This window comes from Pseudomonas sp. GW821-FHT01E05 (assembly GCF_059422425.1).
In genome coordinates this window covers 149697-174762 of the sequence record NZ_JBWKWW010000011.1, presented here as the reverse complement: position 1 = coordinate 174762, position 25066 = coordinate 149697, and the positions used below count along the sequence as shown (strand labels likewise).

The 25066-nt window shown below is 58.4% G+C and carries 26 protein-coding genes and 1 tRNA gene; 15 read left to right on the top strand and 12 right to left on the bottom strand.

Features of this window, described 5'->3' with window-relative positions; translation table 11 throughout:
- Window positions 1-123: 123 nt before the first annotated feature.
- The 5 genes from AC07W5_RS23345 to AC07W5_RS23325 are packed head-to-tail and all read right to left on the bottom strand — an operon-like array spanning window position 124 to window position 5498.
- Window positions 124-1161 (bottom strand): AbrB family transcriptional regulator, encoded by a 1038-nt coding sequence (locus AC07W5_RS23345; RefSeq protein ID WP_495024413.1) that lies wholly within the window; start codon window positions 1159-1161, stop codon window positions 124-126.
- On the bottom strand, window positions 1154-2668 hold the full coding sequence (locus AC07W5_RS23340) for a tripartite tricarboxylate transporter permease (RefSeq protein ID WP_494994528.1): 1515 nt from the start codon (window positions 2666-2668) through the stop codon (window positions 1154-1156). The genes AC07W5_RS23345 and AC07W5_RS23340 overlap by 8 nt, the downstream gene beginning before the upstream one ends.
- A 1-nt stretch (window position 2669) precedes the next feature.
- Complete coding sequence (locus AC07W5_RS23335; protein WP_494994529.1) at window positions 2670-3128, bottom strand: tripartite tricarboxylate transporter TctB family protein; 459 nt, start codon at window positions 3126-3128, stop codon at window positions 2670-2672.
- A gap of 58 nt (window positions 3129-3186) precedes the next feature.
- Entirely contained in the window at window positions 3187-4176 is a 990-nt protein-coding gene (locus tag AC07W5_RS23330) for a Bug family tripartite tricarboxylate transporter substrate binding protein (protein ID WP_495011676.1), read from the bottom strand.
- A gap of 29 nt (window positions 4177-4205) precedes the next feature.
- The gene (locus AC07W5_RS23325) at window positions 4206-5498 is read right to left on the bottom strand and encodes an OprD family porin (protein WP_495024412.1); all 1293 of its coding nucleotides are present in this window, start codon (window positions 5496-5498) and stop codon (window positions 4206-4208) included.
- A gap of 231 nt (window positions 5499-5729) precedes the next feature.
- Between AC07W5_RS23325 and AC07W5_RS23320 the strand changes: the two genes are divergently transcribed.
- The gene (locus AC07W5_RS23320; protein WP_494994531.1) at window positions 5730-6401 is read left to right on the top strand and encodes a response regulator; all 672 of its coding nucleotides are present in this window, start codon (window positions 5730-5732) and stop codon (window positions 6399-6401) included.
- Window positions 6394-7779 carry a sensor histidine kinase gene (locus tag AC07W5_RS23315; protein WP_494994532.1) on the top strand — a complete coding sequence of 462 codons (1386 nt, stop codon included), beginning with the start codon at window positions 6394-6396 and terminating at the stop codon, window positions 7777-7779. Before AC07W5_RS23320 ends, AC07W5_RS23315 begins: the two co-directional genes overlap by 8 nt.
- Before the next feature lie 66 nt (window positions 7780-7845).
- On the opposite strand, the gene AC07W5_RS23310 is transcribed toward AC07W5_RS23315, so the two are convergent.
- Together AC07W5_RS23310 and ygfZ are read right to left on the bottom strand one after the other, a co-directional pair.
- Entirely contained in the window at window positions 7846-8667 is an 822-nt protein-coding gene (locus AC07W5_RS23310) for an HDOD domain-containing protein (protein ID WP_495024411.1), read from the bottom strand.
- 37 nt (window positions 8668-8704) lie between these two features.
- Window positions 8705-9646, bottom strand: a complete 942-nt coding sequence (gene ygfZ / locus AC07W5_RS23305) for a CAF17-like 4Fe-4S cluster assembly/insertion protein YgfZ (protein ID WP_494994534.1) — start codon at window positions 9644-9646, stop codon at window positions 8705-8707.
- Between the two features lie 149 nt (window positions 9647-9795).
- Here ygfZ and AC07W5_RS23300 point away from each other — a divergent pair, with 149 nt between their 5' ends.
- Both AC07W5_RS23300 and AC07W5_RS23295 read left to right on the top strand, forming a co-directional pair.
- Complete coding sequence (locus AC07W5_RS23300) at window positions 9796-10050, top strand: FAD assembly factor SdhE (RefSeq protein ID WP_494994535.1); 255 nt, start codon at window positions 9796-9798, stop codon at window positions 10048-10050.
- Window positions 10034-10486 carry a protein YgfX gene (locus tag AC07W5_RS23295; RefSeq protein WP_494994536.1) on the top strand — a complete coding sequence of 151 codons (453 nt, stop codon included), beginning with the start codon at window positions 10034-10036 and terminating at the stop codon, window positions 10484-10486. The genes AC07W5_RS23300 and AC07W5_RS23295 overlap by 17 nt, the downstream gene beginning before the upstream one ends.
- On the opposite strand, the gene nadB is transcribed toward AC07W5_RS23295, so the two are convergent.
- Entirely contained in the window at window positions 10455-12071 is a 1617-nt protein-coding gene (nadB, locus tag AC07W5_RS23290) for an L-aspartate oxidase (RefSeq protein WP_494994537.1), read from the bottom strand. The genes AC07W5_RS23295 and nadB overlap by 32 nt on opposite strands.
- A gap of 568 nt (window positions 12072-12639) precedes the next feature.
- Here nadB and rpoE point away from each other — a divergent pair.
- The 4 genes from rpoE to AC07W5_RS23270 all read left to right on the top strand — a co-directional run bounded on the left by rpoE (window position 12640) and on the right by AC07W5_RS23270 (window position 16484).
- Window positions 12640-13218, top strand: a complete 579-nt coding sequence (gene rpoE / locus AC07W5_RS23285) for an RNA polymerase sigma factor RpoE/AlgU (RefSeq protein WP_494994538.1) — start codon at window positions 12640-12642, stop codon at window positions 13216-13218.
- Between the two features lie 35 nt (window positions 13219-13253).
- The gene (locus tag AC07W5_RS23280; protein WP_494994539.1) at window positions 13254-13841 is read left to right on the top strand and encodes a sigma-E factor negative regulatory protein; all 588 of its coding nucleotides are present in this window, start codon (window positions 13254-13256) and stop codon (window positions 13839-13841) included.
- A gap of 8 nt (window positions 13842-13849) precedes the next feature.
- Window positions 13850-14809: a MucB/RseB C-terminal domain-containing protein gene (locus AC07W5_RS23275; protein ID WP_494994540.1), complete on the top strand. Its 960-nt coding sequence runs from the start codon at window positions 13850-13852 to the stop codon at window positions 14807-14809.
- A 244-nt stretch (window positions 14810-15053) separates the two neighbouring features.
- Window positions 15054-16484: a DegQ family serine endoprotease gene (locus tag AC07W5_RS23270; RefSeq protein ID WP_494994541.1), complete on the top strand. Its 1431-nt coding sequence runs from the start codon at window positions 15054-15056 to the stop codon at window positions 16482-16484.
- Between the two features lie 76 nt (window positions 16485-16560).
- On the opposite strand, the gene AC07W5_RS23265 is transcribed toward AC07W5_RS23270, so the two are convergent.
- Window positions 16561-17994: a M48 family metalloprotease gene (locus AC07W5_RS23265; protein WP_494994542.1), complete on the bottom strand. Its 1434-nt coding sequence runs from the start codon at window positions 17992-17994 to the stop codon at window positions 16561-16563.
- A 97-nt stretch (window positions 17995-18091) separates the two neighbouring features.
- Between AC07W5_RS23265 and AC07W5_RS23260 the strand changes: the two genes are divergently transcribed.
- Entirely contained in the window at window positions 18092-18331 is a 240-nt protein-coding gene (locus AC07W5_RS23260) for a sulfurtransferase TusA family protein (RefSeq protein ID WP_494994543.1), read from the top strand.
- 31 nt (window positions 18332-18362) lie between these two features.
- Window positions 18363-19433 carry an AI-2E family transporter gene (locus AC07W5_RS23255; protein ID WP_494994544.1) on the top strand — a complete coding sequence of 357 codons (1071 nt, stop codon included), beginning with the start codon at window positions 18363-18365 and terminating at the stop codon, window positions 19431-19433.
- A 49-nt stretch (window positions 19434-19482) separates the two neighbouring features.
- On the opposite strand, the gene AC07W5_RS23250 is transcribed toward AC07W5_RS23255, so the two are convergent.
- Complete coding sequence (locus AC07W5_RS23250) at window positions 19483-19956, bottom strand: peroxiredoxin (protein ID WP_495011586.1); 474 nt, start codon at window positions 19954-19956, stop codon at window positions 19483-19485.
- 10 nt (window positions 19957-19966) lie between these two features.
- A complete protein-coding gene (locus tag AC07W5_RS23245) occupies window positions 19967-20527 on the bottom strand; it encodes a glycine cleavage system transcriptional repressor (RefSeq protein ID WP_419115067.1) in 561 nt (186 codons plus the stop codon).
- A gap of 329 nt (window positions 20528-20856) precedes the next feature.
- On the opposite strand from AC07W5_RS23245, the gene dapA reads away from it, so the two are divergent.
- From dapA to AC07W5_RS23220, 5 genes are all read left to right on the top strand, one after another.
- Window positions 20857-21735 carry a 4-hydroxy-tetrahydrodipicolinate synthase gene (gene dapA, locus AC07W5_RS23240; RefSeq protein ID WP_419115066.1) on the top strand — a complete coding sequence of 293 codons (879 nt, stop codon included), beginning with the start codon at window positions 20857-20859 and terminating at the stop codon, window positions 21733-21735.
- A gap of 17 nt (window positions 21736-21752) precedes the next feature.
- Window positions 21753-22868: an NlpB/DapX family lipoprotein gene (gene bamC, locus AC07W5_RS23235; RefSeq protein ID WP_495024410.1), complete on the top strand. Its 1116-nt coding sequence runs from the start codon at window positions 21753-21755 to the stop codon at window positions 22866-22868.
- Between the two features lie 4 nt (window positions 22869-22872).
- Entirely contained in the window at window positions 22873-23631 is a 759-nt protein-coding gene (locus AC07W5_RS23230) for an MBL fold metallo-hydrolase (protein ID WP_495011589.1), read from the top strand.
- Between the two features lie 49 nt (window positions 23632-23680).
- Entirely contained in the window at window positions 23681-24391 is a 711-nt protein-coding gene (purC, locus tag AC07W5_RS23225; RefSeq protein ID WP_419115063.1) for a phosphoribosylaminoimidazolesuccinocarboxamide synthase, read from the top strand.
- Window positions 24392-24474: 83 nt separating this feature from the next.
- Window positions 24475-24564: transfer RNA gene (locus AC07W5_RS23220), tRNA-Ser, on the top strand.
- 141 nt (window positions 24565-24705) lie between these two features.
- On the opposite strand, the gene AC07W5_RS23215 is transcribed toward AC07W5_RS23220, so the two are convergent.
- Complete coding sequence (locus AC07W5_RS23215; RefSeq protein WP_494994560.1) at window positions 24706-24897, bottom strand: YegP family protein; 192 nt, start codon at window positions 24895-24897, stop codon at window positions 24706-24708.
- Between the last annotated feature and the right edge of the window lie 169 nt (window positions 24898-25066).

Below are 25066 nucleotides of genomic sequence, written 5' to 3'. Positions count from 1 at the left end.
GCTCTGCGTGGGAATGCCTCATTGGACGCTCTGCGTCCGCTCTTGTGACGCGGAGCGTCACGGGCTGCATTCCCACGCAGAGCGTGGGAACGATCAACGCGTGAGCGTGGGAACGATCAAATGTCAGGCCTTGTGCGGCAACTTATCCCAATACCGAAACAACGGTTCAGCCAGAAACAACACAAACAGCAACCGCATCACCTGCATCGCCGTCACCAGAGGCACCGACAGTTGCAGGGTTTCGGCAGTCAGGCTCATTTCAGCGATGCCGCCGGGCATCATGCCCAAGGTAAGCGAACGCAGATCCAGATTCGTCACCGCGCTAAGGCCCAAGGCCGCGAGTGCGGCGATCAACATGGTCAAGCCCGTTGCGATCAACGTCCGGCCCATGAACGACGGTGCCCGGCGGAAGAATTGCCGGTTGAAGTGACAGCCCAAACCGCTGCCGATCAACCACTGGCCGATCTGGCTGCCACCCTTGGGCAAGCCGATGTGCACATCCCAGGCGATGCTCACCGCCGCACTCACCAGCAACGGTCCGAACAACCAGGGGTTAGGTTGGCGCAAACGCTGCAAGAGCCAGGCGAGCAGGGCGCCCGCCGGAAACAGCACCGCCAGCCAGCGCCAATCGACTGCCGTCGGATGAAGCACCGGCGCACCTTCTCCCAACAAATACTTGAACGCTGCCGGTACACATAGCACCACCACCAGCACCCGCAAACTCTGCCCGGCCGCAACGCGACTGAGCACCGCGCCATTACGCGCGCCGAGATTGACCATCTCACCGGAACCGCCGGGCATGCTGGAGAAAAACGCGGTGGCGCGATCTTCGCCGGTACGCCGCAGCAACCAGACCCCGACCACACTGGACAGGCTGGTGACCAAGGCACCGAAGAAGATCAAACCGAAGTGGCTCATGACCTGCTCGATCACCACCGGGGTGAAGTGCAGGCCGATGCCGATGCCAACGATCCACTGGCCGCATTTACGCCCACCCGGGATTTCCGCCAGTTGCCAGGGTGTCAGGCAGCGCACCAGGATGATCGCCAGCAATGAGCCGACCATCCAGGGCAGCGGCCAACCGATCTGGCTGGCGAGGTAACCGCCAAGCAAACCGGCCAGCGGTGTTCCCCACCAGTTTTTGAAGGAGGTCTCAGGCATCGGCCAGGGCACGACGCTGCACGGAACGTTTGCGCCAGATCCGCAGGATCGGCATCAGCAGCATGATTGCAGTCAGAACCCAGACGCCGAAGGTGATCGGGCTCGACCAGAGGATTTCCAGTGCGCCGTTGGAAATCGACAACGCACGACGCAGGTTCTGCTCCATCAGGCCGCCGAGGATAAAACCCAGCAGTACCGGCGACAGCGGGAAGTCGAGCTTGCGCAGGATGTAGCCGAAGATGCCGATGCCGATCATCAGGAACAGATCGAAGGTCGTGGCGTGCACTGCATAGACGCCGATCCCGGTGATGATGGCGATCACCGGCACCAGCGCCCAGTTCGGCACGGCGAGGATGCGGGTGAAGATGCGGATCATCGGGATGTTGAGGATCACCAACATGACGTTGGCGACGAACAACGAGGCGATCAGGCCCCAGACAATGTCCGGCTGCTGTTGGAACAGCAGCGGGCCGGGGGTGATGTTGTACAGCGATAGCGCGCCGATCATCACCGCAGTGGTGCCTGAGCCTGGTACACCCAGAGTCAGCATCGGCACCAGCGCGCCGCAGGCAGCACCGCCGATCGCGGTTTCAGGCGCCGCAAGGCCACGCTTGTCGCCCTGGCCGAACTTACCGCTCGTACCGGCAATGCGTTTCTCGGTCATGTAGGCCACGGCACTGGCCAGGGTTGCACCGGCACCCGGTAACACACCCATGATGAAACCCAGCACACCGCAACGGATATTCACCGTGAATACCGACGCCGCTTCCTTGAAGTTGAACATCATCCGGCCAGTAGCCTTCACCGCTTCCTGGCCGCGATGGGTTTTTTCCAGCAGCAAGAGGATTTCGCTGATGGAGAACAGGCCCAGCACCAGCACGACGAACTGAATGCCGTCGGTGAGGTGGATGTTGTCACCGGTGAAGCGGTACACGCCGCTGTTGGCATCGATACCGACACTCGACAGGAACAAACCGATCAGCGCCGCGATGAAGGTCTTGAGTGGTCGATCACCGGCCATGCCGCCGAGGCAGACTATGGCGAAAACCATCAGCACAAAGTATTCCGCCGGGCCGAAGGCAATTGCCCACTTCGCCAGTAGCGGCGCGAACAACACCATGCCGCAGGTGGCAATAAAGGCACCGATAAACGAGCTCCACGCCGACAAGGAAAGCGCCACGCCCGCCAAGCCCTGACGGGCCATCGGGTAGCCGTCGAGCGTGGTCATCACGGTGGAAGCTTCGCCCGGGATGTTCAGCAGGATCGAGCTGATGCGGCCGCCATATTCGCAGCCCAGATAAACCGCTGCCAACAGGATCAACGCCGATTCCGGCGGTAGACCGAGAGCGAAGGCAATCGGGATCAACAGCGCCACGCCGTTGATCGGACCCAGGCCCGGCAGCAGACCGACCACGGTACCTATCAGGGTACCGCTCAACGCGGTCACCAGGTTGTAGGGTGTCAACGCAACGCCGAAGCCCTGGCCAAGATAATTCAGAGTATCCATATCAATTCTCCAGAACGTCGAGCAGGCCCAAAGGCAGTGGCACGTCCATCACCCGGTCGAACAGCAGGTACAGACCGATACTCATCAGGCTGATGATCACCATGCTGGGTAACCAGCGTCCGCCATAGAGACGGGCCATTGGAATGCCGACCAGGATGCTGGAAACAACGAATCCGAGCGGTTCGAAGGTCCCGGCGAATACCAGCAACAGCACTACGCAGATGCCGATCTTGGTCAGTGTTTCGCGGTCAAGTTGCGGTTCGTCGTCGCTGTGCACGATCGGCGTCGGGCGAAAAAACAGGTAAAGCAGAGCCAGCCCCATCAGGCCGAGCATCAGCAGCGGAAAGGCTCGAGGCCCGACAGGTTCGTAGGAAAAGGCGGCCTGATACGGCCACGCCATCAGTGCCAGGCCAATACAGACCAATAGCAGTGCGGACGCGAAAATGCGTTGTAAGAGCATGAGGAACTCCTGGGTCACGCCCCTGATGCGCAAGGGCGCAACCGCTAGACAGAGGCGATCACTGGATCAAACCGAACTCTTTGGCAAGCACCTTGTAGTCGGCGACTTGCTTCTTCACGTAGGCGTCCAGCTCCGGACCGGTCATGGCGAACGGGAACAGCTCACGCTGATCACGCAGCTTGGCGAAGTCTTCCGAGGCCAGGAGTTTGTCGAAGGCGTTTTTCCACCAGGCATAGTCTTCGTCGCTGACTTTTGGCCCGAGATAGAAACCACGTACCACCGGCCAGACGATGTCATAGCCCTGTTCCTTGGCGGTCGGAATGTTTTTCATTTCCGGCTCGTCCAGGCGGTTCTCGGCGAAAACCGCCAGCAGGCGCATGTCACCGCTCAGGATGTGCGGCATGGAGTCGGAGATGTCGGTGCTGCCGACCTGGATGTGGCCGCCAAGCAGGGCGGTGGCGATTTCACCGCCGCCTTCGAGGGCGACATAACGCAGGTCACGCGGGTTGATCCCGGCGGCCTTGGCGATCAGTGCTGTCTGCATCCAGTCCTGGCTGCCGACGGTGCCGCCGGAACCGATCACCACTTTGCTCGGATCTTTCTTCAGCGCCTGGACCAGATCGTCGAGGTTCTTGTAGGGCGAGTCACTTTTCACTGCGATAGCACCGTAGCTGGTGCCAACCGCTGCCAGCCAACGCACGGCGGTTTCATCGAAACGTCCGAACTTGCCTTGGGCCAGGTTCAGCAACGAACCGCTGGACCAGGCGACCAGCGTACCGGCGTCGGCCGGACGCTGAGCGACCACCGCGTTGTAAGCCACTGCGCCAACACCGCCAGGCATGTAGGTCACACGCATTGGTTTGCTCAGCAGTTTTTCGTTGACCAGCGCGCTTTGCGCCAGTTTGCAGGTCAGGTCGAAACCACCGCCCGGCGAGGCCGGTGCGATACATTCCGGGCGTTTTGGCTCTGTAGCGGCGAGCAATTGGCTGGCAAAGAGCATGCAACTGGCGGCCAGGGCGAAGCGACGCAGTGATAAGTTCATGTGGATCTCCCTATTGTTGTTATTGGATGAGGCGATTACCAAAGATCAACGCTGTAGCTCACCAGCAAACGCACTTCATCGGCATCGCGGGCAGAGTAGTTGGAACGGTAAGTGGCGTTGCGCAGGCGCACGGCAACGTTTTTCAAGGTGCCGCTTTGCACGACGTATCTGATCTCGCTGTTGCGTTCCCACTCTTTACCAGTCTCGCCGTTTTTCAACTTGATGTTGTCACCGCTGATGTAACGGCTCATGAAACTCAGGCCGGGAATGCCCAGCCTGGCGAAGTCAAAGTCGTAGCGGGCCTGCCATGAGCGTTCTTCGGCGCCGGCAAAGTCGTTGATCTGGACGAAGTTGACCAGGTACGGATCACTGCCATCGACATAGGGAAAGGCGCTATCGCCGGACATGTGCTGATAGCCGGCACTGAGTTTATGCCCGTTCAAGGCATAGCTGACCAGACCGTTGAGGGATTTATTGTCGATCTTGCCGCCACGGGCTGCGCCCTGGTCGTCACTGATGGCCAGACGCAGGTCGGTGGCGAAAGTGCCGGGGCCGAACGGTTGCGACGCGACCACGCCGACGAAGTGCTGCTTGTACACGTCATCAAGTTGGGCGTAGTGGTAGCTGCCGGTGATTTTGTCGGTGAACTTGTAATCTACACCGCCGAAGTCGAAATGCTTGCCAGTGGCACCCGACACAAAGCGGCTGTTCTTGTTGTTGAGGGCGATGTCCTCGTAGTTGGTGTCATCGCGATCCTTGGCCTTGTCCAGACGTCCGCCGGTGAAGGTCAGGTTCTTGATTTCCCTGGAGGTCAGCAGGCCGCCCTCGAAGGTCTGCGGCAGGATGCGCCCGTCGTTGGGCTTGAGGATCGGCAGTTCCGGGATCAGGCTGCCGATCTTGAGTTCGGTGGCGGAGATCTTCACCTTGCCGGTCAGGCCGAGTTTGGAGTACTCGTTTGCGGCACGCCCATCATCATGGATTGGCAACAGGCCGGTGCCGGTGCGGTCGGGGCTGGAGTCGAGTTTGACCCCGAGCATACCCAGTGCGTCGACACCGAAACCTACGGTGCCTTCGGTGTAACCCGATTGCAGGTTGAGCATGAAGCCCTGAGCCCATTCGTCACGCTTGGATTGCTGGGCGCTGGTGCCATCGCGAAAGTCGCGGTTGAAATACATATTGCGGGTTTCGAACGTGGCGCTACTGTCTTCGAAGAAGGCTGCCTGGCTTAACGGCGAAAAGCCGGCGAGGGTGGCGGCACTGGCAAGGGCGGTCTGGCCAAGGCGGGAAAAACGAGCAGGCGGACGAGCCTGAGGCTGCATGGACAGCATTGTGAAGTACTCCGTTATTGTTCTTATTGGCGAAAACGCTTCGTGGCGTTTTTCTAACTGATCTTCAATAGTCACGGCAGTCGAAACTGTCCGCGGCTGGACTCTAACGGGCCTACCTTTCGCTAACCTTTCAGCAGACTTTCACTGTTTTCAGGCTTCACAGCGGCGGGTGCGGCTGTAAACTCCGCGCCAAAGAATGGTGTCGACCGTTCCTGAATGAGGTAGTGATCCATGCGTGTTCTTCTTGTCGAAGACCATCTTCAGTTAGCCGAAAGTGTCGCCCAGGCGCTGAAAAGCACCGGTCTGACCGTCGATGTGCTGCACGATGGAGTGGCCGCCGACCTGGCCTTGAGCAGCGAGGAATACGCGGTGGCGGTTCTCGACGTGGGCTTGCCGCGCATGGACGGTTTCGAGGTGCTGGCGCGATTGCGCGCTCGTGGGAAAAACCTGCCGGTGCTGATGTTGACCGCCCGCAGCGACGTCAAGGATCGGGTTCATGGACTCAACCTCGGCGCCGACGATTACCTGGCAAAACCCTTTGAACTCACGGAGCTTGAAGCGCGGGTCAAGGCGCTGCTGCGTCGCAGTGTGCTGGGTGGCGAGCGCCAGCAGCGTTGCGGCGTGCTGGTGTATGACCTGGATACGCGGCGCTTCACCCTGGGCGATGAATTGCTCACCCTGACTTCCCGCGAACAGGCGGTGCTCGAGGCGCTGATCGCCAGGCCCGGTCGGGTGATGAGCAAGGAGCAGCTTGCTTCGCAGGTGTTTGGTCTGGACGAAGAAGCCAGCCCTGACGCCATCGAAATCTACGTCCACCGCTTGCGCAAGAAGCTCGATGGGCAGCCAGTGGCAATCGTGACCTTCAGGGGGCTTGGCTACTTGTTGGAAAGCCGCGATGCATAAGCCCGGCAGTCTGCGTTGGCGGTTACTGTGGAACCTCGCGCTGTTGCTGGTGGTGTTGATGGTGGCCAGTGGCTTGAGCGCTTACTGGAACGGTCGGGAAGCTGCCGACACCGCTTATGACCGGACCTTGCTGGCCTCGGCTCGGACTATCGCCGCCGGCCTGTCCCAGCGCGATGGAGGTCTGAGTGCCGATGTGCCTTACGTCGCCCTCGATACCTTCGCTTATGACAGCGCCGGGCGGATTTACTACCAGGTCAATGATACTCATCAGAAGCTGATTTCCGGCTACGAAAACCTGCCCGGCCCACCGCCAGGTACGCCGCGTACCGACGATTATCCGGCGCTGGCGCGCTTCTACAATGCCACCTATCAAGGGCAGAACGTGCGAGTGGTGAGCCTGCTCAAGCCCGTCAGTGATCCGAACATGAACGGCATGGCGGAAATTCGTGTGGCGGAAACCGATGAGGCGCGAGTCAGAATGGCTCGCAGTCTGATGGCCGATACCTTGTTGCGGCTGGGCCTGCTGGCGATGGGCGCGCTGCTGCTGGTGTGGTTTGCGGTCAGTGCGGCTTTGCGCCCGTTGGAGCGTTTGCGCACGGCGGTGGAAGAGCGTCAGTCGGATGATCTGCGGTCCTTGCCACTGGTGCAGGTGCAGCGGGAACTGTGGCCGTTGGTGCGGGCACTCAATCACTTTACCGAGCGTTTGCGTGGGCAGTTCGAGCGTCAGGCGCAGTTCATTGCCGATGCGGCCCATGAGTTGCGCACACCGCTGGCGGCACTAAAGGCACGCCTTGAATTGGGTCTGCGCGCCAAGGAGCCGGAAATCTGGCGAAACACTTTAGAGAGCGCCGCCCAAGGCACTGATCGTTTGACTCATCTGGCCAATCAATTGCTTTCCCTGGCTCGCGTTGAAAACGGTGCGCGGGCGATTGCCGAGGGTGGCGCACAATTGCTGGATCTCAGTCAGTTGGCCCGCGAACTGGGTATGGCCATGGCGCCACTGGCTCATGCGCGCGGCGTGGCGTTGGCCCTGGAAGCCGACGAGCCGGTGTGGCTGCGCGGCGAGCCAACACTGTTGAATGAGCTATTGAGCAATCTGGTGGACAACGCTCTGGCCCACACGCCATCAGGTGGCAACGTGATCCTGCGGGTCACCGCTCCAGCCGTGCTGGAAGTCGAGGACGACGGACCGGGGATCCCGCTTGAGGAGCGTGATCGGGTGTTCGAGCGCTTCTATCGGCGTAATCAGCAGGTCGCGGGCTCCGGCTTGGGGTTGGCGATTGTTGGCGAAATCTGCCGCGCTCACCTGGCGCAGATCAGCCTGCACGACGGCGCGCAGGCCGGCTTGAAGGTGCGGGTGAGTTTTATCGCGGGGTAAGGCTGAATGCTTGTGCTGTCAGTCCTTGCCCGCGATGCAATAGCCGCCTTGATACAAAAATCCGGTTTAATAAAACATTGAACGCGACTCTTCCAGATCGCTGCACATCGTTTTGTTCTCGGGATCGATGCCCAGCCTTTTGAGGGCCGGCACGCTGAGGACATCGATTCTGGCGAGCGGGTGATCGGTGTCTTTGTGGCAATACAGCGTGGCAATCTGCACCAGATCGACATAATCAACCCGCTCCGACCGGCGCTTGAAGTCGAGGTATTGCCCCGGCAGCTTTACCAGCATTTCGGGAAACTCCCAGACCCTGAGCAGCTTGTCGCCGAGCAACGGGTGAATGCGCTCGATCACATGGTTGAGGCTGACCGGGTCCGACAACAACTCATAGTGATCTTCGGCGTAGGTCAGAATCGGCAGTACGCCGATCTGATGCACCAGCCCGCCGAGGGCCGCCTGATCCGGCTTCAATTGAGTATGGCTGCGGCACAGGGCATAACTGACTCCGGCCACTTCCAGGCTCTTGCGCCAGACATCGTGCATTTTCTGCGCCACCACTTCGGAGCGGGCATGGAAAATCTGTTCCATGACCAGGCCGATGGCGAGGTTACTGCTGTAGTTGACGCCCAGCCGGGTGATCGCCGTATGCAGATCGGTCACTTCCTGGGTTGCGCGCAGCAAAGGGCTGTTGACCACTTTGATCAGACGCGCAGACAGCGCCGTATCGCGGCCAATCACTTTGCTCAGGGTGCTGACACTGATTTCCGGGTCTTCAGCGGCCTTGCGAATCCTGAGGGCCACTTCCGGTAACGTTGGCAGAACCAGGTCATCGTTATCGATGGCCTCAACCAAATCCTGTTGGACCTTTTCCGCCAGCTCGCTCATTTCTGTTCTCTAGGGTATTGCAAAAAAGGTGCTGCAATTAACGCTGGATTTCGCGATCACGGTCCAGTTGGTAAGGCAGATCGAGCAGTTGCAGGGCGGGGCCTTCAAGGGCGCCAAGATGGATGATGCCACCTTCTGCTGCTTCGGCTTGCAGCACCGCCAGCAGTTCAACGTTTTGTCCGGCACCGGCGGCGATGACCACTTCGCCGATGGAACTACCGTGGCTTGGGGAAAACAGCGGCGTGCCGGGCTCAGGCAGCTCGGCCGCGTCCAGTTGCAGTCGATACAGACGACGCTTGAGCTTGCCCAGGTACTGCATGCGCGCGACGATTTCCTGGCCGGTGTAGCAGCCTTTCTTGAAACTCACGCCGCCAACGGCTTGCAGGTTGAGCATTTGCGGAATGAACAACTCACGGGTGCTCGGCATGACCTGGCCGATGCCGGCGCGAACTTGCCCCAGCAACCACTGATTCAGATCGCCTTCGACCAGTTGCCCGGACAATTGACCACGCAGGGTTTGGGCTTGATCCGCAGCAGCCCAGAGTTCGGCTCTGTCGGGGGACACGCGAATCGCGATCAAACCATTACCACGCGCCACTGCGTCGGTTTCTTGTGGCAGATCAAGACCCAGGGCCGACAGAGCGGCGTCCGCCTGGCCGAGTCCGAAGCGAACCCAGGATGCGCTGTCGTCGGTTAGTTTGGATTTGGAGAATACAGCGTACTTTTTCAAGTCCGTCAGTTGCGGTTCCAGGAGCTCGGTTGCCATCGCCAGCAGGCAGCCGTCGCCTTCAAGCAGGATGCGAAAGCTCGATTGCATACGGCCCTTCTGGGTGCAGCGTGCGCCGAGACTGGCCTGGGTTTCGCTCAGGTAATTGAGGTTGCAGGTCAGTTGCCCCTGAAGGAATTTGCTGGCGTCCGGGCCACGAACGGCAAGAACGCCTTCGTGAGACAAGATGCAGAAAAATGCGGAATCAGCCATGGGTCATCACAGGGTAAAAAGTCTGGGGGACATCATAAGGGGGCGCCCTTGAAATGGGTAGTTTACAAAGGATAGGTAGTGCCCGACCAAAGCCGACTGTTCGTCGCAGCCGCCCCCTGTATACTTGCGCTCTATTTGAGGAGCGCTCCATGGTCGAAGATGTTGAACTCAATCGCCTCTACTGGCATAGCCGTCGCGGCATGCTTGAGCTGGACGTGTTGCTGGTGCCATTCGTGAAAGAGGTCTACCCGCATTTGAATGCTGAAGACCGCGAATGCTATCGCAAGTTGCTTGAGTGTGAAGATCAGGACATGTTCGGCTGGTTCATGGAACGTACCGAATCGCAAGATCCTGAGTTGCAGCGCATGGTCCGGATGATTCTGGACCGTGTCCAGCCCAAGTAATCATTTCGAATGCCGCTGGCATGCCTCACGGCAATTGCTGGCGGCGTATCTTCTGGCTCAGCTGCTCACGCTGGGTTCGCTATCTCTTCTCGCTATACCGATCTGGGCGAGTCTGCCCGGCGTTGTACTGTGCCTGGCCCATGGCCTGTGGGCGCTACCGCGGCAAATTTTATTGACTCATCGCGCCTCGTTTACCGGTTTGCGCCGTAATGCCGATGGCTGGCAACTCTGGAATGCCGCCCATGGCTGGCAGGCCGCACAGTTGCGGCCCGACAGCCTGGCATTGCCAGTGATCGTCGTGCTGCGTTTTCGTTTGCGCGGTGAGCGGCGCGTGCGGGCGATCTGTGTGCCGCATGACTCGCAGGCGGCGGATGTGCACCGGCGCCTGCGGGTTCGGCTCAAGTTCAGTCGGCGTAGGTGGGCGGCACCAGAATAGTGTCGAGGGCAACCGGCAGCATATTCGGGTAGTCGAGGGTGTAATGCAGGCCGCGGCTTTCCTTGCGCTCCATGGCTGAGCGGATCATCAATTCGGCAACCTGAGCCAGGTTGCGCAATTCGATCAGATCCCGGCTGACCTTGTAGTTACTGTAGAACTCGTCAATCTCGTCCAGCAGCAAACGCACACGATGCTGCGCTCGTTGCAGGCGTTTGTTGGTGCGCACGATACCGACGTAGTCCCACATGAAGCGCCGCAACTCATCCCAGTTGTGCGCAATGATCACGTCTTCATCGGAATCGGTGACCTGGCTGGCATCCCAGGCGGGCAGGGCCAGAGGCGCCTGGATTTTCGGCAACTGCTCAAGTATGTCCGCGGCCGCCGAGCGGGCGTAGACAAAACACTCCAGCAGCGAGTTGCTGGCCATGCGGTTGGCCCCGTGCAGGCCGGTGAAGCTGGTTTCGCCGATGGCGTACAGGCCCGGCACATCGGTGCGGCCTTGTTGATCGACCATCACTCCGCCGCAGGTGTAGTGCGCCGCCGGGACAACCGGGATCGGCTGCTTGGTGATGTCGATGGAAAATTCCAGGCAGCGCTCATAGACGGTCGGGAAGTGGGTCTTGATGAATGCTTGCGGCTTGTGACTGATATCCAGGTATACGCAATCGATGCCCAGACGCTTCATCTCATGGTCGATGGCGCGGGCGACGATGTCGCGCGGCGCCAGTTCGGCTCGAGGGTCGAAGCGCTGCATGAAGCGTTCGCCGTTCGGCAGCTTCAGGTGCGCACCTTCGCCGCGCAGGGCTTCGGTAATCAGAAAGCTCTTGGCTTGTGGGTGATAGAGGCAGGTGGGGTGGAACTGATTGAATTCCAGATTTGCCACCCGGCAACCCGAGCGCCAGGCCATTGCGATGCCATCACCGCAGGCGCCGTCAGGGTTGCTGGTATAGAGATAGACTTTTGCTGCGCCACCGGAGGCGAGAATGGTGAAGCGCGCGCCAAAGGTGTCGACTTCGCCGGTGCCGCGGTTGAGCACGTAGGCACCAAGGCAACGGTCGCCGCCAAGGCCCAGGCGCTTTTCAGTGATCAGATCGACTGCGACTCGTTGTTCCAGCAGTTCGATATTTGGCCGTTGTTTTGCCTGGTCCAGCAAGGTTTTGAAAATTGCCGCGCCAGTGGCATCTGCGGCGTGGATGATCCGTCGATGACTGTGGCCGCCTTCGCGGGTCAGGTGGAACTCGAAACCACCGTCTTCGGTGCCGGACTGTTCATCGCGGGTGAAGGGCACGCCCTGATCGATCAGCCATTGAATCGCCTCTCGGCTATGCTCGACAGTAAAGCGTACGGCGTCTTCATGGCACAGGCCGCCGCCAGCATTGAGCGTGTCATCGACATGGGACTCAACGGTGTCGGTGTCATCCAGCACGGCAGCAACGCCGCCCTGGGCCCAGAATGTCGAGCCATTGGCGAGGTCGCCTTTGCTCAATACGGCAATGCGCAGATGACCGGGCAAGGTCAGCGCAAGGCTCAAGCCGGCAGCGCCGCTACCTATTACCAGTACATCGTGTTGAAACTGTTGGCTCATTTCAGGATTCCGCTCAAAGCGACCCGGGTCGGGGTTGGCGCAAGACACCTGGATCGGCGAGTCTAGGCAGCCATACAGCCCACTAGTATATAGAGGGGGGGATCGGCACAATAGTCGGGCCTTCGTGGCATTGTGAAACTACTGTGACTGAAAAGACTGTCATCAGACTGACGGTGTGTCGGTTGATTTTCCGGTAAATCGACGAATAGACGACCATATCGAGGACGAAGCGGTGTTTTTCTCCTCACGGTTGCACAATGTTCGTTATGCGCAGCTATAAAAATGTGGAACTTTTGCCGGGTGGGCAGGCTCAATAGTAGGTTGCCCGAAGGAGGGGGAGAGTGTCGGAGCTATGCCGGATTTGTGTACCGGTCTTTGCAGGTGGTTTCGACGACAGGATTATTCGCGCGGCCGGCATTGCCCGAGCTGCGCTTTTCGTGCGTGCCAAATCAGAGCACGCAGGAAACTTGCTTGGAGGGGGAGAACTTTTGCGAAAAACCCGAGTCTATGTTTGCAGGCTAGATCGTTTGGTAATGCAAGCCTCCTCCGAGTTTAACGAGGAGTGTTCATGCTAACCCAGGAAGAGGATCAGCAGCTTGTAGAGCGCGTTCAACGCGGCGACAAGCGAGCTTTCGATCTGCTAGTGCTGAAATACCAGCACAAAATTCTCGGGTTGATCGTGCGTTTCGTGCACGACACCCATGAAGCCCAGGATGTCGCACAAGAAGCTTTTATCAAGGCTTATCGTGCACTTGGCAATTTTCGTGGCGACAGTGCGTTTTATACGTGGCTGTACCGTATCGCCATCAACACGGCGAAGAACTATCTGGTTTCACGCGGCCGTCGGCCGCCGGATAGCGATGTCAGTTCTGAAGATGCGGAGTTCTACGACGGCGATCATGGCCTCAAGGATCTCGAGTCGCCGGAGCGTGCATTACTGCGCGATGAGATCGAAGGCACCGTCCATCGAACCATTCAGCAACTGCCAGAAGATTTACGTACGGCGTTAACTTTACGTGAATTCGATGGTCTGAGTTACGAGGACATTGCGAGCGTCATGCAGTGTCCGGTGGGTACCGTGCGTTCCCGGATTTTCCGTGCTCGGGAAGCCATCGATAAAGCCCTGCAGCCGTTGTTGCAGGAATAACCGAGACAGCGGCGATAGCCAAGAGAGGAACCGCCATGAGTCGTGAAGCCCTGCAGGAATCGCTGTCCGCAGTGATGGATAACGAAGCGGACGAACTGGAATTACGTCGGGTATTGAATGCATTTGACGATGTTGAAACCCGCGACACCTGGGCTCGTTACCAAATCGCTCGGGCAGCGATGCACAAGGACTTGTTGCTCCCTCGTCTGGACATCGCTGCAGCAGTTTCTGCGGCTCTGGCAGATGAAACCGTACCGGTAAAAGCGACTCGTGGTCCATGGCGCAGCCTGGGTCGTCTGGCTGTTGCCGCTTCGGTGACGGTTGCCGTGCTGGCGGGTGTACGCCTGTATAACCACGATGAGATTGCGGGAGTCGAATTGGCTCAGCAATCGACTCAACCAGGTCTGGCTGTTCCGCAAATTAAGGGACCAGCGGTGTTGGCAGGCTATAGTGAGAGCTCGGAAGCCGCTGGTCCTATGACCAATGGTGTGCTGCAAGGTCAGCCAGGCTGGCATGATCAGCGTCTGCCAGGCTACTTGCGTCAACATGCTCAACAAGCTGCACTGAAAGGCACTGAAAGCGCTCTGCCTTATGCCCGTGCGGCAAGCCTGGAAAACCGCTAAGGAGGATCATGCGCGCCATACCTCTACTTACGCTTCTGCTTGGTGGCTGGTTCATTGTTCCAGCCCATGCCGATGAAGCCCAGGACTGGTTGACCCGTCTGGGGCAGGCCGAGCAACAGCAAAGCTTTCACGGTACTTTCGTTTACGAGCGTAACGGTAGTTTTTCTTCCCATCACATCTGGCACCGCGTCCAGGATGGCAAGGTCCTCGAGCGTTTGATTCAGCTCGACGGCTCAGCTCAGGAGGTCGTGCGCATTGATGGGCATACTCAATGCGTCAGTGGCACACTGATAGCAGGGCTTGGAGATGCTCCCAACTCTACCGCTCGTGCACTTGATCCACAAAAGCTCAAGAATTGGTATGACCTTGCCGTTATTGGCAGGTCGCGCGTGGCCGGTCGACCGGCAGTCATAGTTTCGCTGACTCCTCGTGATCAGCATCGGTATGGTTTCGAACTCCATCTGGACCGTGAAACAGGCTTGCCGTTGAAGTCATTGCTGTTGAATGACAAAGGGCAATTGCTTGAGCGGTTCCAGTTTACCCAGCTCAATACTGGTGATGTGCCCAAGGACGGCGAGCTGCAAGCCAGTGCCGAGTGCAAGCCTGTGGTTCTCGACAGCGACAAGGCTTCGGCAGTGAAGACTGCGCAGGCTTGGCATTCAGACTGGTTGCCACCAGGATTCGAATTGACCAGCAGCGCTGCCCGCAAGGATCCGGACACGAAGATACTGGTCAATAGTCTGATGTATGACGATGGCCTGGCACGATTCTCGGTGTTCCTTGAGCCACTCAACGGTGCGGTAGTCACCGATACCCGAACTCAGCTAGGCCCGACCGTTGCGGTTTCGCGACGACTGACCACGCCGGAGGGTGAGGTGATGGTGACGGTGGTTGGCGAGATACCGATCGGCACCGCTGAGCGGATTGCGCTTTCCATGCGCACCGATGCCACTGCGTCCAAGCAGTGAGCGGCTGAAGTAATGCTCATCAAAGCGTTTGGTTGTGCAAGAGTTCAGCAATGTCTACTCCACAATTGAGATGTCGAAATATTTGGTGAGTATTTCAACTTGCAAAGAATCCAGAATTTTTCTATAGGTCAGAGTCCTCGGCTCTGGCCTTGTTTGTTGTTCCCGGAACAAAAGTACCGGCGTATATTTTCCCGGTGTTTCTTGCTCCATATCGCTTAACCATGCTCGTTGTAACGGGAGCCGTATGTCGATACCACGTTTGAAGTCTTATCTATCCATTGTCGCCACTGTGTTGTTGCTGGGTCAGACGGTCGCCGCCCAGGCGGCTGAGCTTCCTGACTTCACGCAGCTGGTCGAACAAGCTTCGCCCGCGGTGGTGAATATCAGCACCACCCAAAAACTCCCTGATCGCAAGGTCTCCGATTCGGCTCAAATGCCTGATCTGGAAGGCTTGCCACCGATGTTGCGCGAGTTCTTCGAGCACGGCATGCCGCAGCCGCGTTCGCCACGTGGTGATCGTCAGCGCGAAGCCCGATCGCTGGGTTCGGGTTTCATTATCTCGCCTGACGGCTACATCCTGACCAACAACCATGTGATCGCCGATGCGGATGAAATCGTCGTGCGGCTGGCTGATCGCAGTGAGTTGAAAGCCAAGTTGATCGGCACTGATCCGCGTTCCGATGTGGCGCTGCTGAAGATCGAAGGCAAGGATCTACCGGTTCTGAAGCTGGGCAAATCCCAGGACTTGAAAGCCGGGCAATGGGTTGTCGCTATCGGCTCGCCGTTTGGTTTTGATCACACTGTGACCCAAGGCATCGTCAGCGCCATCGGTCGTAGTCTGCCGAACGAAAACTATGTGCCGTTCATCCAGACTGACGTGCCGATCAATCCGGGTAACTCCGGCGGTCCGCTGTTCAACCTTGCCGGTGAAGTGGTCGGGATCAACTCGCAGATATTCACCCGTTCCGGCGGCTTCATGGGCGTGTCGTTCGCTATCCCGATCGATGTTGCGATGGACGTTTCCAATCAGCTGAAGAGCGGCGGCAAAGTCAGCCGTGGCTGGCTGGGGGTGGTGATCCAGGAAGTGAACAAAGACCTGGCAGAGTCCTTCGGTCTGGAGAAGCCCGCCGGTGCGCTGGTGGCACAGATCCAGGATGGCGGCCCGGCGGCCAAGGGTGGCCTGCAAGTGGGCGACGTGATCCTGAGCATGAATGATCAGCCGATTGTCATGTCTGCGGATCTGCCGCATCTGGTGGGCGCACTCAAGGCTGGCTCCAAGGCTAAGCTTGAAGTCGTCCGTGAGGGCAAGCGCAAAAACGTCGAGCTGACCGTTGGCGCTATTCCTGAAGAAGGTAAAGAGTTGGACGCCCTGCCTAAATCCGGTGTCGAGCGCAGCAGCAACCGTTTGGGTGTTGCCGTGGTTGAGCTGACCGATGAGCAGAAGAAGACCTACGACCTCAAGGGTGGTGTAGTCATCAAGGAAGTTCAGGATGGTCCTGCCGCCTTGATCGGCTTGCAGCCGGGCGACGTGATTACTCACTTGAATAACCAGGCAATTGGTTCGGCCAAGGAATTTACCGAGATCGCCAAGGCGCTGCCGAAGAATCGTTCGGTGTCGATGCGGGTTCTACGTCAAGGTCGTGCCAGCTTCATTACCTTCAAACTGGCTGAATAACCGGGTAACCGGTTATTCGCGGCATTAAAAAGCCCGTCTCGAAAGAGACGGGTTTTTTTTGTGGGCGGGATAAAGGTCAGCGCATCATGTCTTTGATCATTTGCTCCTGGTCCATCAGCTCCCTTTGTCGGGCATCGATTCTTGAGGACAGGGGGAAGTTGGTGCCAGCGCGGCGTTTGGCAAAGTCGAGTTGCTGAATCGCCTGCCGGTAATCGCCGACCAGCGCGAAGTATTCGGCACGGGCTTGATGCAGGCCAATGATGTTGCCAGATAGCCCGCGGGTTTCCGCCACCATGTACCAGACATCCGGATCGTCCGGACGGGTCTTGAGCAGAGCCTCGAGCGCTTTTTCGGCGTCAGCGGGGTGGTTCTGCTTGAGCAGCAATTCAACACGCACTTGGTTCAGCGGATAGTTGCCCGGATACTGCTTGAGCATCCGATCGACTCGTGATTGTGCATCTGGCAGGCGGTTGTTGGTGATGTCCAGGTCAATCTGCGCCAGGTTATAGGTGATGTCGTTCGGTGATTTGGCCAGCAGTTGTTTGAGGTTCTCTCGTGCCTCATTGAACTGACTGCCTTTGATCTGGGCGATCGCCAGGCCGTAGCGGGCCACCTCATTGTTCGGGTTTTCATCGAGTTGAGCACGGAAGCGTTTGGCGCCCAGCCCCGGGGTTCCTTCGTAGTTCAACTGGACCCGTGCGCGAATCAATTGATAGCGCAGGCTGTCTTCGGTGCCGCCTGGTTTGGATTGTTCAGCACGGTTGCGGGTATCGGCGATCCGCGATTCGGTGACCGGGTGAGTCAGCAGGAATTCCGGCGGTTTGGCATCGAAGCGGTACTGGCGCATGAGCCTTTCGAACATGGTTGGCATGGAGCGCGGGTCGTAACCGGCTTTTTCCAGGTTGAGAATGCCAATGCGGTCGGCTTCCTGTTCGTTCTGGCGCGAGAAGCGTCGCTGTTCCTGAACCGCCGCAGCCTGGGTACCGGCGATGGTCGCAATCCCGGCATCACCGGCACCGGCGGCCGCGATCACGATCCCGGCCAGCAAGGCTGCCATCATTGGCACTTGCAGGCGTTGCTGGGCTTCTACGCCGCGAGCAAAGTGGCGTTGCGACAAGTGAGCCAATTCGTGAGCCAGCACCGACGCATATTCGCCTTCGGTCTGGGCATTGAGAAATAGCCCGCCGTTGACCCCTACGATCCCGCCCGGCGCCGCAAAGGCGTTGAGTTGCGGGCTATTGATCAGAATGAACTCCAGACGCCGGTCATTGACCTGGCTGGTTTCCACCAGTTTATAGACGCTGGACTCGACGTAGTCCTTGAGTTGCGGGTCGTTGAGCTGCGACACCTGGCTGCGCAACAGCGCCAGCCAGGCACGGCCCAATTGGTGCTCCTGTTGCGGTGAGACGATGGCAGAGCTGGCGTCACCGAGTGACGGCAGGTCGTCGGCGAAGCCTGGTGAGGCGAGCAGGCAGGCGAGCGTCAGCAGGGTAGGGCGCAAAAAGGTCATGCACAAAGCCTTAGTCGACAAAGAGCCTACTGTAGCCGGACACTTGGCTTGGGACCAGATATTCTAGGCGGCTTGAATGCCTGTCAGGAGCAAAGTAATGACCGACGCTTTAACGCACGACGCCGAACTTGATGCCAGCGGCTTGAACTGCCCGTTGCCATTGCTCAAGGCCAAGCTGGAACTCAATCGCCTGGCCAGCGGTGCGGTGCTCAAGGTGATTGCTACTGACGCAGGTTCCCAGCGCGATTTCCGCACCTTTGCCCGTTTGGCAGGTCATACGCTGCTTCGAGAAGAAGATGACGACGGCGTCTATCGCTATTGGCTGCGTAAAGCCTGAAACCTGCAGCGCTCATTTATAAGGATCATTGATGTTCAAAGTGTTACGCGACTGGATTCAGCGCTACTTTTCCGATGAGGAGGCCGTGGTCCTGGCCGTTCTCTTGTTTCTGGCTTTTACTGCAGTACTGACCTTGGGTGGCATGCTGGCGCCGGTGTTGGCGGGTATGGTGCTGGCCTACCTGATGCAAGGGCTGGTCAGCACGCTTGAACGCCTGAGTTTGCCCGGCGGGGCAGCGGTGGGTACGGTGTTCGCCTTGTTCATGGGCGTGCTGCTGGTGTTCATCGTGGTGGTCGTGCCGTTGCTCTGGCATCAGTTGATCACCTTGTTCAACGAGTTACCGGGCATGCTCGCCAAGTGGCAATCACTGCTATTGCTGCTGCCGGAGCGTTATCCGCATCTGGTGTCCGACGAGCAGGTGTTGCAGGCCATCGAAGTGGCACGCGGTGAGATTGGCAAGTTCGGTCAATGGGCGCTGACGTTCTCGCTGTCCAGTCTGCCGTTGCTGGTCAACATCATGATCTACCTGGTTCTGGTGCCGATCCTGGTGTTTTTCTTCCTCAAGGACCGGGAAATGATCGGGCAATGGGTTCGTGGCTATCTGCCCCGCGAGCGAGCGTTGATCACCCGGGTTGCGCAGGAAATGAATCGTCAGATCGCCAATTACATTCGCGGCAAGGTTATCGAAATCTTTATTTGCGGCGGCATTACTTACATTGCCTTTGTGACGCTGGGTCTGAACTATGCGGCATTGCTCGCGCTGTTGGTCGGGATTTCGGTCGTGGTGCCCTACGTCGGCGCGGTAGTAGTGACCGTGCCGGTGATGCTGATTGCGCTGTTCCAGTGGGGCTGGAGCGATCAGTTCATTTATCTGATGGCGGTGTACGGGATTATTCAGACGCTGGACGGCAACGTGCTGGTGCCGCTGCTGTTTTCGGGGGCGGTCAACCTGCATCCGGTGGCGATCATCTGTGCGGTGCTGTTGTTTGGCGGGTTGTGGGGCTTCTGGGGGATTTTCTTCGCAATTCCTCTGGCTACCCTGTTCAAGGCGGTGCTGGATGCCTGGCCGAGCAAGGAGCCGGTTGTAGCGCCCTTGCTCTAGGGTTTGCCCGCGATGGCGTCCTGGCGGACAGCCCATCGCTTAAACAGGATCAGATCTTGTTGAGGGTCTGGGCTGCAGCCAGCACGGTATCCACATGGCCGGGTACTTTCACACCGCGCCATTCCTGACGCAGGACGCCATCCTTGTCGATCAGGAAAGTGCTGCGGTCTACGCCCATGTACTCCTTGCCGTAGAGCTTTTTCAGTTTGATCACATCGAACAGTTGGCAGAGGGCCTCGTCCTTGTCGCTGATCAGTTCGAACGTAAACTCCTGCTTGCACTTGAAGTTCTCGTGGGACTTCAAGCTGTCGCGGGACACGCCGAACACTTCGGTGTTGGCAGCCTTGAACTCGGGGTACTGATCACGAAAACCCTGACCTTCAGTGGTGCAGCCGGGTGTGCTGTCCTTCGGGTAGAAGTAGATCACCACTTGTTTGCCTTTGAGTCCTGCGAGGCTGACGGTTTGCCCGCTGGTGGCAGGCGCTTCGAAGTCAGCAACGGGTTGGTCGATAGCAACGGCCATGAAAGTTTCCTTACATTGGGTTCTGAGGGCGCCACGGTTCGATCAGCGCATCGAGGTTCAGCGCGTCGGCAAAATCCAGGAACTGGTCGCGTAGCCAGCTGATTTGCACGCCGGCCGGCAAGGTCACGGTGAACGTTGCGTTAAGCATGGTGCCGCCGGTTTGCGGGGCCTGGTAGGTGTCGCAGGTCAGGTTTTCCAGCTCGACGTGATGGTCGATGAAGAACTGGCACAGCTCGTTGACGATATCCGAGCGATAGGCCGAACTGACATACGCCACATAAGGCAATGCCTCGGGACGATTTTCCAGCGCAGCGCTACGCACTACGTTAACGGTGAAAGCGTGCTTCTTGGCAAGAGAGGGCAAGCCGGCTTCCAGGCGCGCCAGGGCGTCCCAGCTGCCTGAAATCTGCAGGACCAACGCGCTGCATTCGCCATGGCGAGTCAGGCGGGAGGTCACCACGGCGCAGCGATTTTCATGGCTGGCGCGGCACAGGACGTTAGTCAGCTCCATGGGGTTGGCGCCGAGGGCACTGATGACAAGGAATTGTTCGCGGACTGTGGGGGTGGACATGCAGCATTCCTAATACGATGAGCGGTCGATACTTTACGGGCTCGAGTACTGGGGGGCGAGCGTCCGGATACGAATTCAGAAACCCTGAATCCAGAGGTTGCGACGAGCTCCAGTGAGACGAGAGCGAGGGGTGGCAACGGGGAATCGAGGGCTTCGGATGCCGAAAAGGGAGGCTGGAACCCGGCGTACAAGCTTATCAGTACCGATCAAAGTCTGAAGGGTAGCGAAAACCATCGCTCAGGGGAATGGCGCGAGCGTAGTACTTCGCTTGTACAAGCATCTTGGCGCCAGTACCATTACCGTTCTCTTTTTCCGGCAGGAGCGGTTGCATGATTGCGGGCAGTATGGTGGCACTGGTCACACCCATGGATGCACAGGGTCGTCTCGATTGGGACAGTCTGAGCAAACTGGTGGACTTCCACCTGCAAGAGGGCACCAACGCCATCGTGGCGGTCGGCACTACAGGTGAGTCGGCCACCCTTGATGTGAACGAACACATCGAAGTGATTCGTCGCGTGGTAGCTCAAGTTGCAGGGCGTATCCCGGTAATCGCCGGCACAGGCGCCAATTCGACGCGCGAAGCGATCGAACTGACTACCAATGCGAAGAACGCTGGCGCCGACGCGTGCCTGCTGGTAACGCCTTACTACAACAAACCGACGCAAGAAGGTTTGTATCAGCACTTCCGCACCATCGCCGAAGCGGTCGATATCCCGCAGATTCTCTATAACGTACCGGGCCGTACTGCGTGCGACATGCTGGCCGAGACGGTGATCCGCCTGTCTACCGTGCCGAATATCATCGGCATCAAAGAAGCCACTGGTGATCTGCAGCGCGCCAAGGACATCCTGGCCGGCGTGAGCAGCGACTTCCTGGTGTACTCCGGTGACGACGCGACCGCGGTCGAGCTGATGCTGCTCGGCGGCAAAGGCAACATCTCGGTAACCGCCAACGTTGCCCCGCGTGCCATGAGCGATCTGTGCGCCGCTGCAATGCGTGGCGATGCCGTGACTGCCCGTGCGATCCACGAAAAGCTGATGCCACTCAATAAAACCCTGTTTATCGAATCCAACCCTATTCCCGTGAAATGGGCCCTGCACGAGATGGGCCTGATGCCGGACGGTATCCGTCTGCCGCTCACCTGGCTCAGTGCTGCCTGTCACGAACCGCTGCGACAGGCCATGCGCCAGTCCGGCGTATTGGTTTAATTGAGGAAGTACTACGCATGAAGCGATTGGCCGGACTTTCCGCACTTGCCTTGATTATTTCCAGCACCAGTGGCTGCGGCTGGCTTTGGGGCTCGGAAGGCTACTTCCGTGACCGCGGTAGCGATTATCTGGAGTCGAAACAAACTGCGCCAATGCAATTGCCGCCGAATGTCAGCACTTCCAAGCGTTTCGACCCGCTGTTGCCGATCCCGCGTAACGTGGCCGACGACACCACCAAGGGCGAATACGTAGTACCGCGTCCACAGCCGTTGTCGGCCGTGGCCGAGGCCAGCGACTACAGCCTGCAGAAAAGCGCTGACTCGCGCTGGGTCATGGCCCAGCGTCCACCCGCTGAAGTCTGGCCAGTGGCCGTGCAGTTCTTCCAGGATAACGGTTTCCGTCTCGATGAACAGCGTCCGAAAACCGGCGAGTTCACCACCGCCTGGCAGCATTCCGACGAGCTTTCCGCCTCGATGGCCAAACGCCTGAGCAGTGCCGGAGTGGCATCCGGCAGCGAAACCCGTGTGCGGGTTCGTATCGAGCCGGGCGTGCAGCGCAACACCAGTGAGGTCTATGTGGTCAGTGCCGAGCGTCCAGCCGGCAGCACGACCAATGTGGATTTCACCAGCCGTTCGGTCAATACCGGTCTGGACGCCGCACTGGTCGACGAAATGCTTGCCAGCATGAGCCGCAGCTCCGAGAAGGGTGGTTCGGTATCGTTGTTGGCCGCGCGTGATTTCGATACGCCTAACCGCGTCAGCCTCACCGAAGACGGTAGTGGTAACGTGGTGCTCAACCTCGGCGAAGACCTCGATCGCGCCTGGTCGAGTGTCGGTCGTGCGCTGGAGCATGGCGAATGGCGTGTTGAAGACATCAACCGCAGCCTGGGCCTGTACTACATCAACCTCGCTGAAAAAGCCGAGAAGAAAAACGACGAACCAGGTTTCTTCGGCAAGCTGTTTGGCAGCAAACCCGCCAAAGAAGAAGTCGAAGCCCGCGCCGAGCGTTATCAGGTTCGCCTGAGCAAGGTTGGCGACACGGTACAAGTCACCGTCGAGAAAAACATCAATACCGTTGCGCCGGCTGAAGTGGCGCGCAAAGTGTTGAGCGTGATTCAGGACAACCTGGGCTGATCAGATGCGTTTCGCCGTTCTCGGCAGTGGTAGCCAAGGAAATGGCACGCTGATAGCCAGTGATGAGACGTACGTTCTGGTGGATTGTGGTTTCTCCTTGCGCGAAACCGAGCGGCGCCTGCTGCGCCTGGGTGTCAACCCAACGCAGCTGAGCGCCATACTGGTAACCCACGAACATGCCGACCACGTGCATGGCGTGGGTTTACTGTCTCGGCGCTACAATCTACCGGTCTACCTCAGTCGCGGTACGTTGCGCGGGATGCGCAAACCTGTTGAGCCGACGGGCTTCGTGGCGGGTGGCGAGCAATTTCAGGTTGGTGCCTTGAGTATCAGCGTGATCTCCGTATCCCACGATGCGCAGGAGCCGACGCAATTCGTCTTCAGTGATGGTCAACGGCGTTTCGGTCTGTTGACCGATCTGGGCTCGTACTGCGCCACTGTGCTCGACGGCTATCGCGATCTGGATGCGTTGATGATCGAGGCTAACCATTGCCGCGATATGCTCGCTCGAGGCCACTACCCGTACTTTCTCAAGCAGCGGGTGGGCGGAGAAACGGGACATTTGAACAACCATCAGGCCGCACGCCTGGTGGACGAGTTGGGATGGCAAGATTTGCAGCATTTGGTGCTGGCCCATCTCAGCAGCAAGAACAACCTGCCGCAGCTGGCCCGGCAATGTTTTGTCGACACCCTCGGGTGCGACCCGGACTGGCTGCAGTTGGCCGATCAAGATTCAGGGCTCGACTGGCGGCATATCGCCTAGTGTCCCAAACGGGGCGCCTAGCCCACCTACTTAGCAAGCGGAGCCCATCATGGAAAAACGTGAAGAACTCTACCGCGGCAAAGCCAAATCGGTTTACAAGACCGATGACGCTGACCGTTTGATCCTGCTGTTTCGCAACGACACTTCGGCGTTCGACGGCAAGCGCATCGAGCAGCTCGACCGCAAAGGCATGGTGAACAACAAGTTCAACGCCTTCATCATGCAGAAACTCGAAGAAGCCGGCGTGCCGACCCAATTCGACAAACTGTTGGGCGACAACGAATGCCTGGTGAAGAAGCTCGACATGATCCCGGTCGAGTGCGTCGTGCGTAACTACGCAGCCGGCAGCCTGGTCAAGCGCCTGGGCGTCGAAGAAGGCCTCAAGCTTGAGCCTTACACCTTCGAACTGTTCCTCAAGGACGACGCCAAGGGCGACCCGTTCATCAACGAATCCCACGTCGTGGCGTTCGGTTGGGGCAAGGCCGAGCAACTGGTTCGCATGAAAGAGCTGTCGCTCAAGGTCAACGAAGTCCTGAGCAAGCTGTTTGACGATGCTGGCCTGCTGCTGGTCGACTTCAAACTCGAATTCGGCGTGTTCCACGGCGAAATCGTACTCGGTGACGAATTCAGCCCGGACGGTTGCCGTCTGTGGGACAAAGCCACCGGCAAGAAAATGGACAAAGACCGCTTCCGTCAAGGCCTCGGTGACGTCATCGAAGCCTATGAAGAAGTTGCCAAGCGTCTCGGCGTACCGCTTTAATCGACGCAAGCATCTGATAGCACGGAAAAATTTTGCTTGGGGGCTTCGCTTCCAGTAACTGTGCTGTTATGATGCGCGCCGTTGGAGAGATGCCAGAGTGGCCGAATGGGACGGATTCGAAATCCGTTGTACCTTCACCGGTACCTAGGGTTCGAATCCCTATCTCTCCGCCAAACACAGAAAAAGCCCCATAGCTGAATAAGCTACGGGGCTTTTTCGTTTTCCGGTGTTTGCTCATGCTCGCATCATCGACTGTTCGAAGCATGCCCAAGCGGCTCATTGCTCCTGAACAGTTTCGGCATCGGCCAGCGGGTTTAGATTTCCTTCACCGGGATATCGCTCTGGGTGCTTGTGATCAGACCGATTGCGTGCAAGCAATCAGCCTTGTTGATGTAGGATTCGCCGCTGGCGATTATCTCGTGATTTCCCGCCCTCAACCGCCAGCGCCATTGTCCTGTTCCGGTGCTTGGGGTGCCTTGGGATTGCCTGTAAATCTCAAAATACATACTGCTCGCTCCATGCGATTGATCTAATTGCGAAAGCCTTTGTGACTCATCGAAGCAAGCGTAGCGGAGGTGATTTTTTTGGCTATCAGGTTTTTGTTTCTAATAGTTTGAAATTACTTCAGGAGTCGTAACCGACATTGACGTACCGGCATGTTGAATGGCCAAAACC

What these genes read in the sequence shown, in the direction of transcription:
- AC07W5_RS23280 (WP_494994539.1), top strand. Translation starts at nt 13,254, where the DNA reads ATGAGTCGTGAAGCCCTGCAGGAATCGCTGTCCGCAGTGATGGATAAC.
- nadB (WP_494994537.1), bottom strand. Translation starts at nt 12,071, where the DNA reads ATGAGCCAACAGTTTCAACACGATGTACTGGTAATAGGTAGCGGCGCT.
- purC (WP_419115063.1), top strand. Translation starts at nt 23,681, where the DNA reads ATGGAAAAACGTGAAGAACTCTACCGCGGCAAAGCCAAATCGGTTTAC.
- AC07W5_RS23230 (WP_495011589.1), top strand. Translation starts at nt 22,873, where the DNA reads ATGCGTTTCGCCGTTCTCGGCAGTGGTAGCCAAGGAAATGGCACGCTG.
- AC07W5_RS23215 (WP_494994560.1), bottom strand. Translation starts at nt 24,897, where the DNA reads ATGTATTTTGAGATTTACAGGCAATCCCAAGGCACCCCAAGCACCGGA.
- AC07W5_RS23310 (WP_495024411.1), bottom strand. Translation starts at nt 8,667, where the DNA reads ATGAGCGAGCTGGCGGAAAAGGTCCAACAGGATTTGGTTGAGGCCATC.
- rpoE (WP_494994538.1), top strand. Translation starts at nt 12,640, where the DNA reads ATGCTAACCCAGGAAGAGGATCAGCAGCTTGTAGAGCGCGTTCAACGC.
- AC07W5_RS23265 (WP_494994542.1), bottom strand. Translation starts at nt 17,994, where the DNA reads ATGACCTTTTTGCGCCCTACCCTGCTGACGCTCGCCTGCCTGCTCGCC.
- dapA (WP_419115066.1), top strand. Translation starts at nt 20,857, where the DNA reads ATGATTGCGGGCAGTATGGTGGCACTGGTCACACCCATGGATGCACAG.
- AC07W5_RS23340 (WP_494994528.1), bottom strand. Translation starts at nt 2,668, where the DNA reads ATGGATACTCTGAATTATCTTGGCCAGGGCTTCGGCGTTGCGTTGACA.
- AC07W5_RS23250 (WP_495011586.1), bottom strand. Translation starts at nt 19,956, where the DNA reads ATGGCCGTTGCTATCGACCAACCCGTTGCTGACTTCGAAGCGCCTGCC.
- AC07W5_RS23335 (WP_494994529.1), bottom strand. Translation starts at nt 3,128, where the DNA reads ATGCTCTTACAACGCATTTTCGCGTCCGCACTGCTATTGGTCTGTATT.
- AC07W5_RS23325 (WP_495024412.1), bottom strand. Translation starts at nt 5,498, where the DNA reads ATGCTGTCCATGCAGCCTCAGGCTCGTCCGCCTGCTCGTTTTTCCCGC.
- bamC (WP_495024410.1), top strand. Translation starts at nt 21,753, where the DNA reads ATGAAGCGATTGGCCGGACTTTCCGCACTTGCCTTGATTATTTCCAGC.
- AC07W5_RS23315 (WP_494994532.1), top strand. Translation starts at nt 6,394, where the DNA reads ATGCATAAGCCCGGCAGTCTGCGTTGGCGGTTACTGTGGAACCTCGCG.
- AC07W5_RS23270 (WP_494994541.1), top strand. Translation starts at nt 15,054, where the DNA reads ATGTCGATACCACGTTTGAAGTCTTATCTATCCATTGTCGCCACTGTG.
- AC07W5_RS23275 (WP_494994540.1), top strand. Translation starts at nt 13,850, where the DNA reads ATGCGCGCCATACCTCTACTTACGCTTCTGCTTGGTGGCTGGTTCATT.
- AC07W5_RS23255 (WP_494994544.1), top strand. Translation starts at nt 18,363, where the DNA reads ATGTTCAAAGTGTTACGCGACTGGATTCAGCGCTACTTTTCCGATGAG.
- AC07W5_RS23245 (WP_419115067.1), bottom strand. Translation starts at nt 20,527, where the DNA reads ATGTCCACCCCCACAGTCCGCGAACAATTCCTTGTCATCAGTGCCCTC.
- AC07W5_RS23320 (WP_494994531.1), top strand. Translation starts at nt 5,730, where the DNA reads ATGCGTGTTCTTCTTGTCGAAGACCATCTTCAGTTAGCCGAAAGTGTC.
- AC07W5_RS23260 (WP_494994543.1), top strand. Translation starts at nt 18,092, where the DNA reads ATGACCGACGCTTTAACGCACGACGCCGAACTTGATGCCAGCGGCTTG.
- AC07W5_RS23300 (WP_494994535.1), top strand. Translation starts at nt 9,796, where the DNA reads ATGGTCGAAGATGTTGAACTCAATCGCCTCTACTGGCATAGCCGTCGC.
- ygfZ (WP_494994534.1), bottom strand. Translation starts at nt 9,646, where the DNA reads ATGGCTGATTCCGCATTTTTCTGCATCTTGTCTCACGAAGGCGTTCTT.
- AC07W5_RS23345 (WP_495024413.1), bottom strand. Translation starts at nt 1,161, where the DNA reads ATGCCTGAGACCTCCTTCAAAAACTGGTGGGGAACACCGCTGGCCGGT.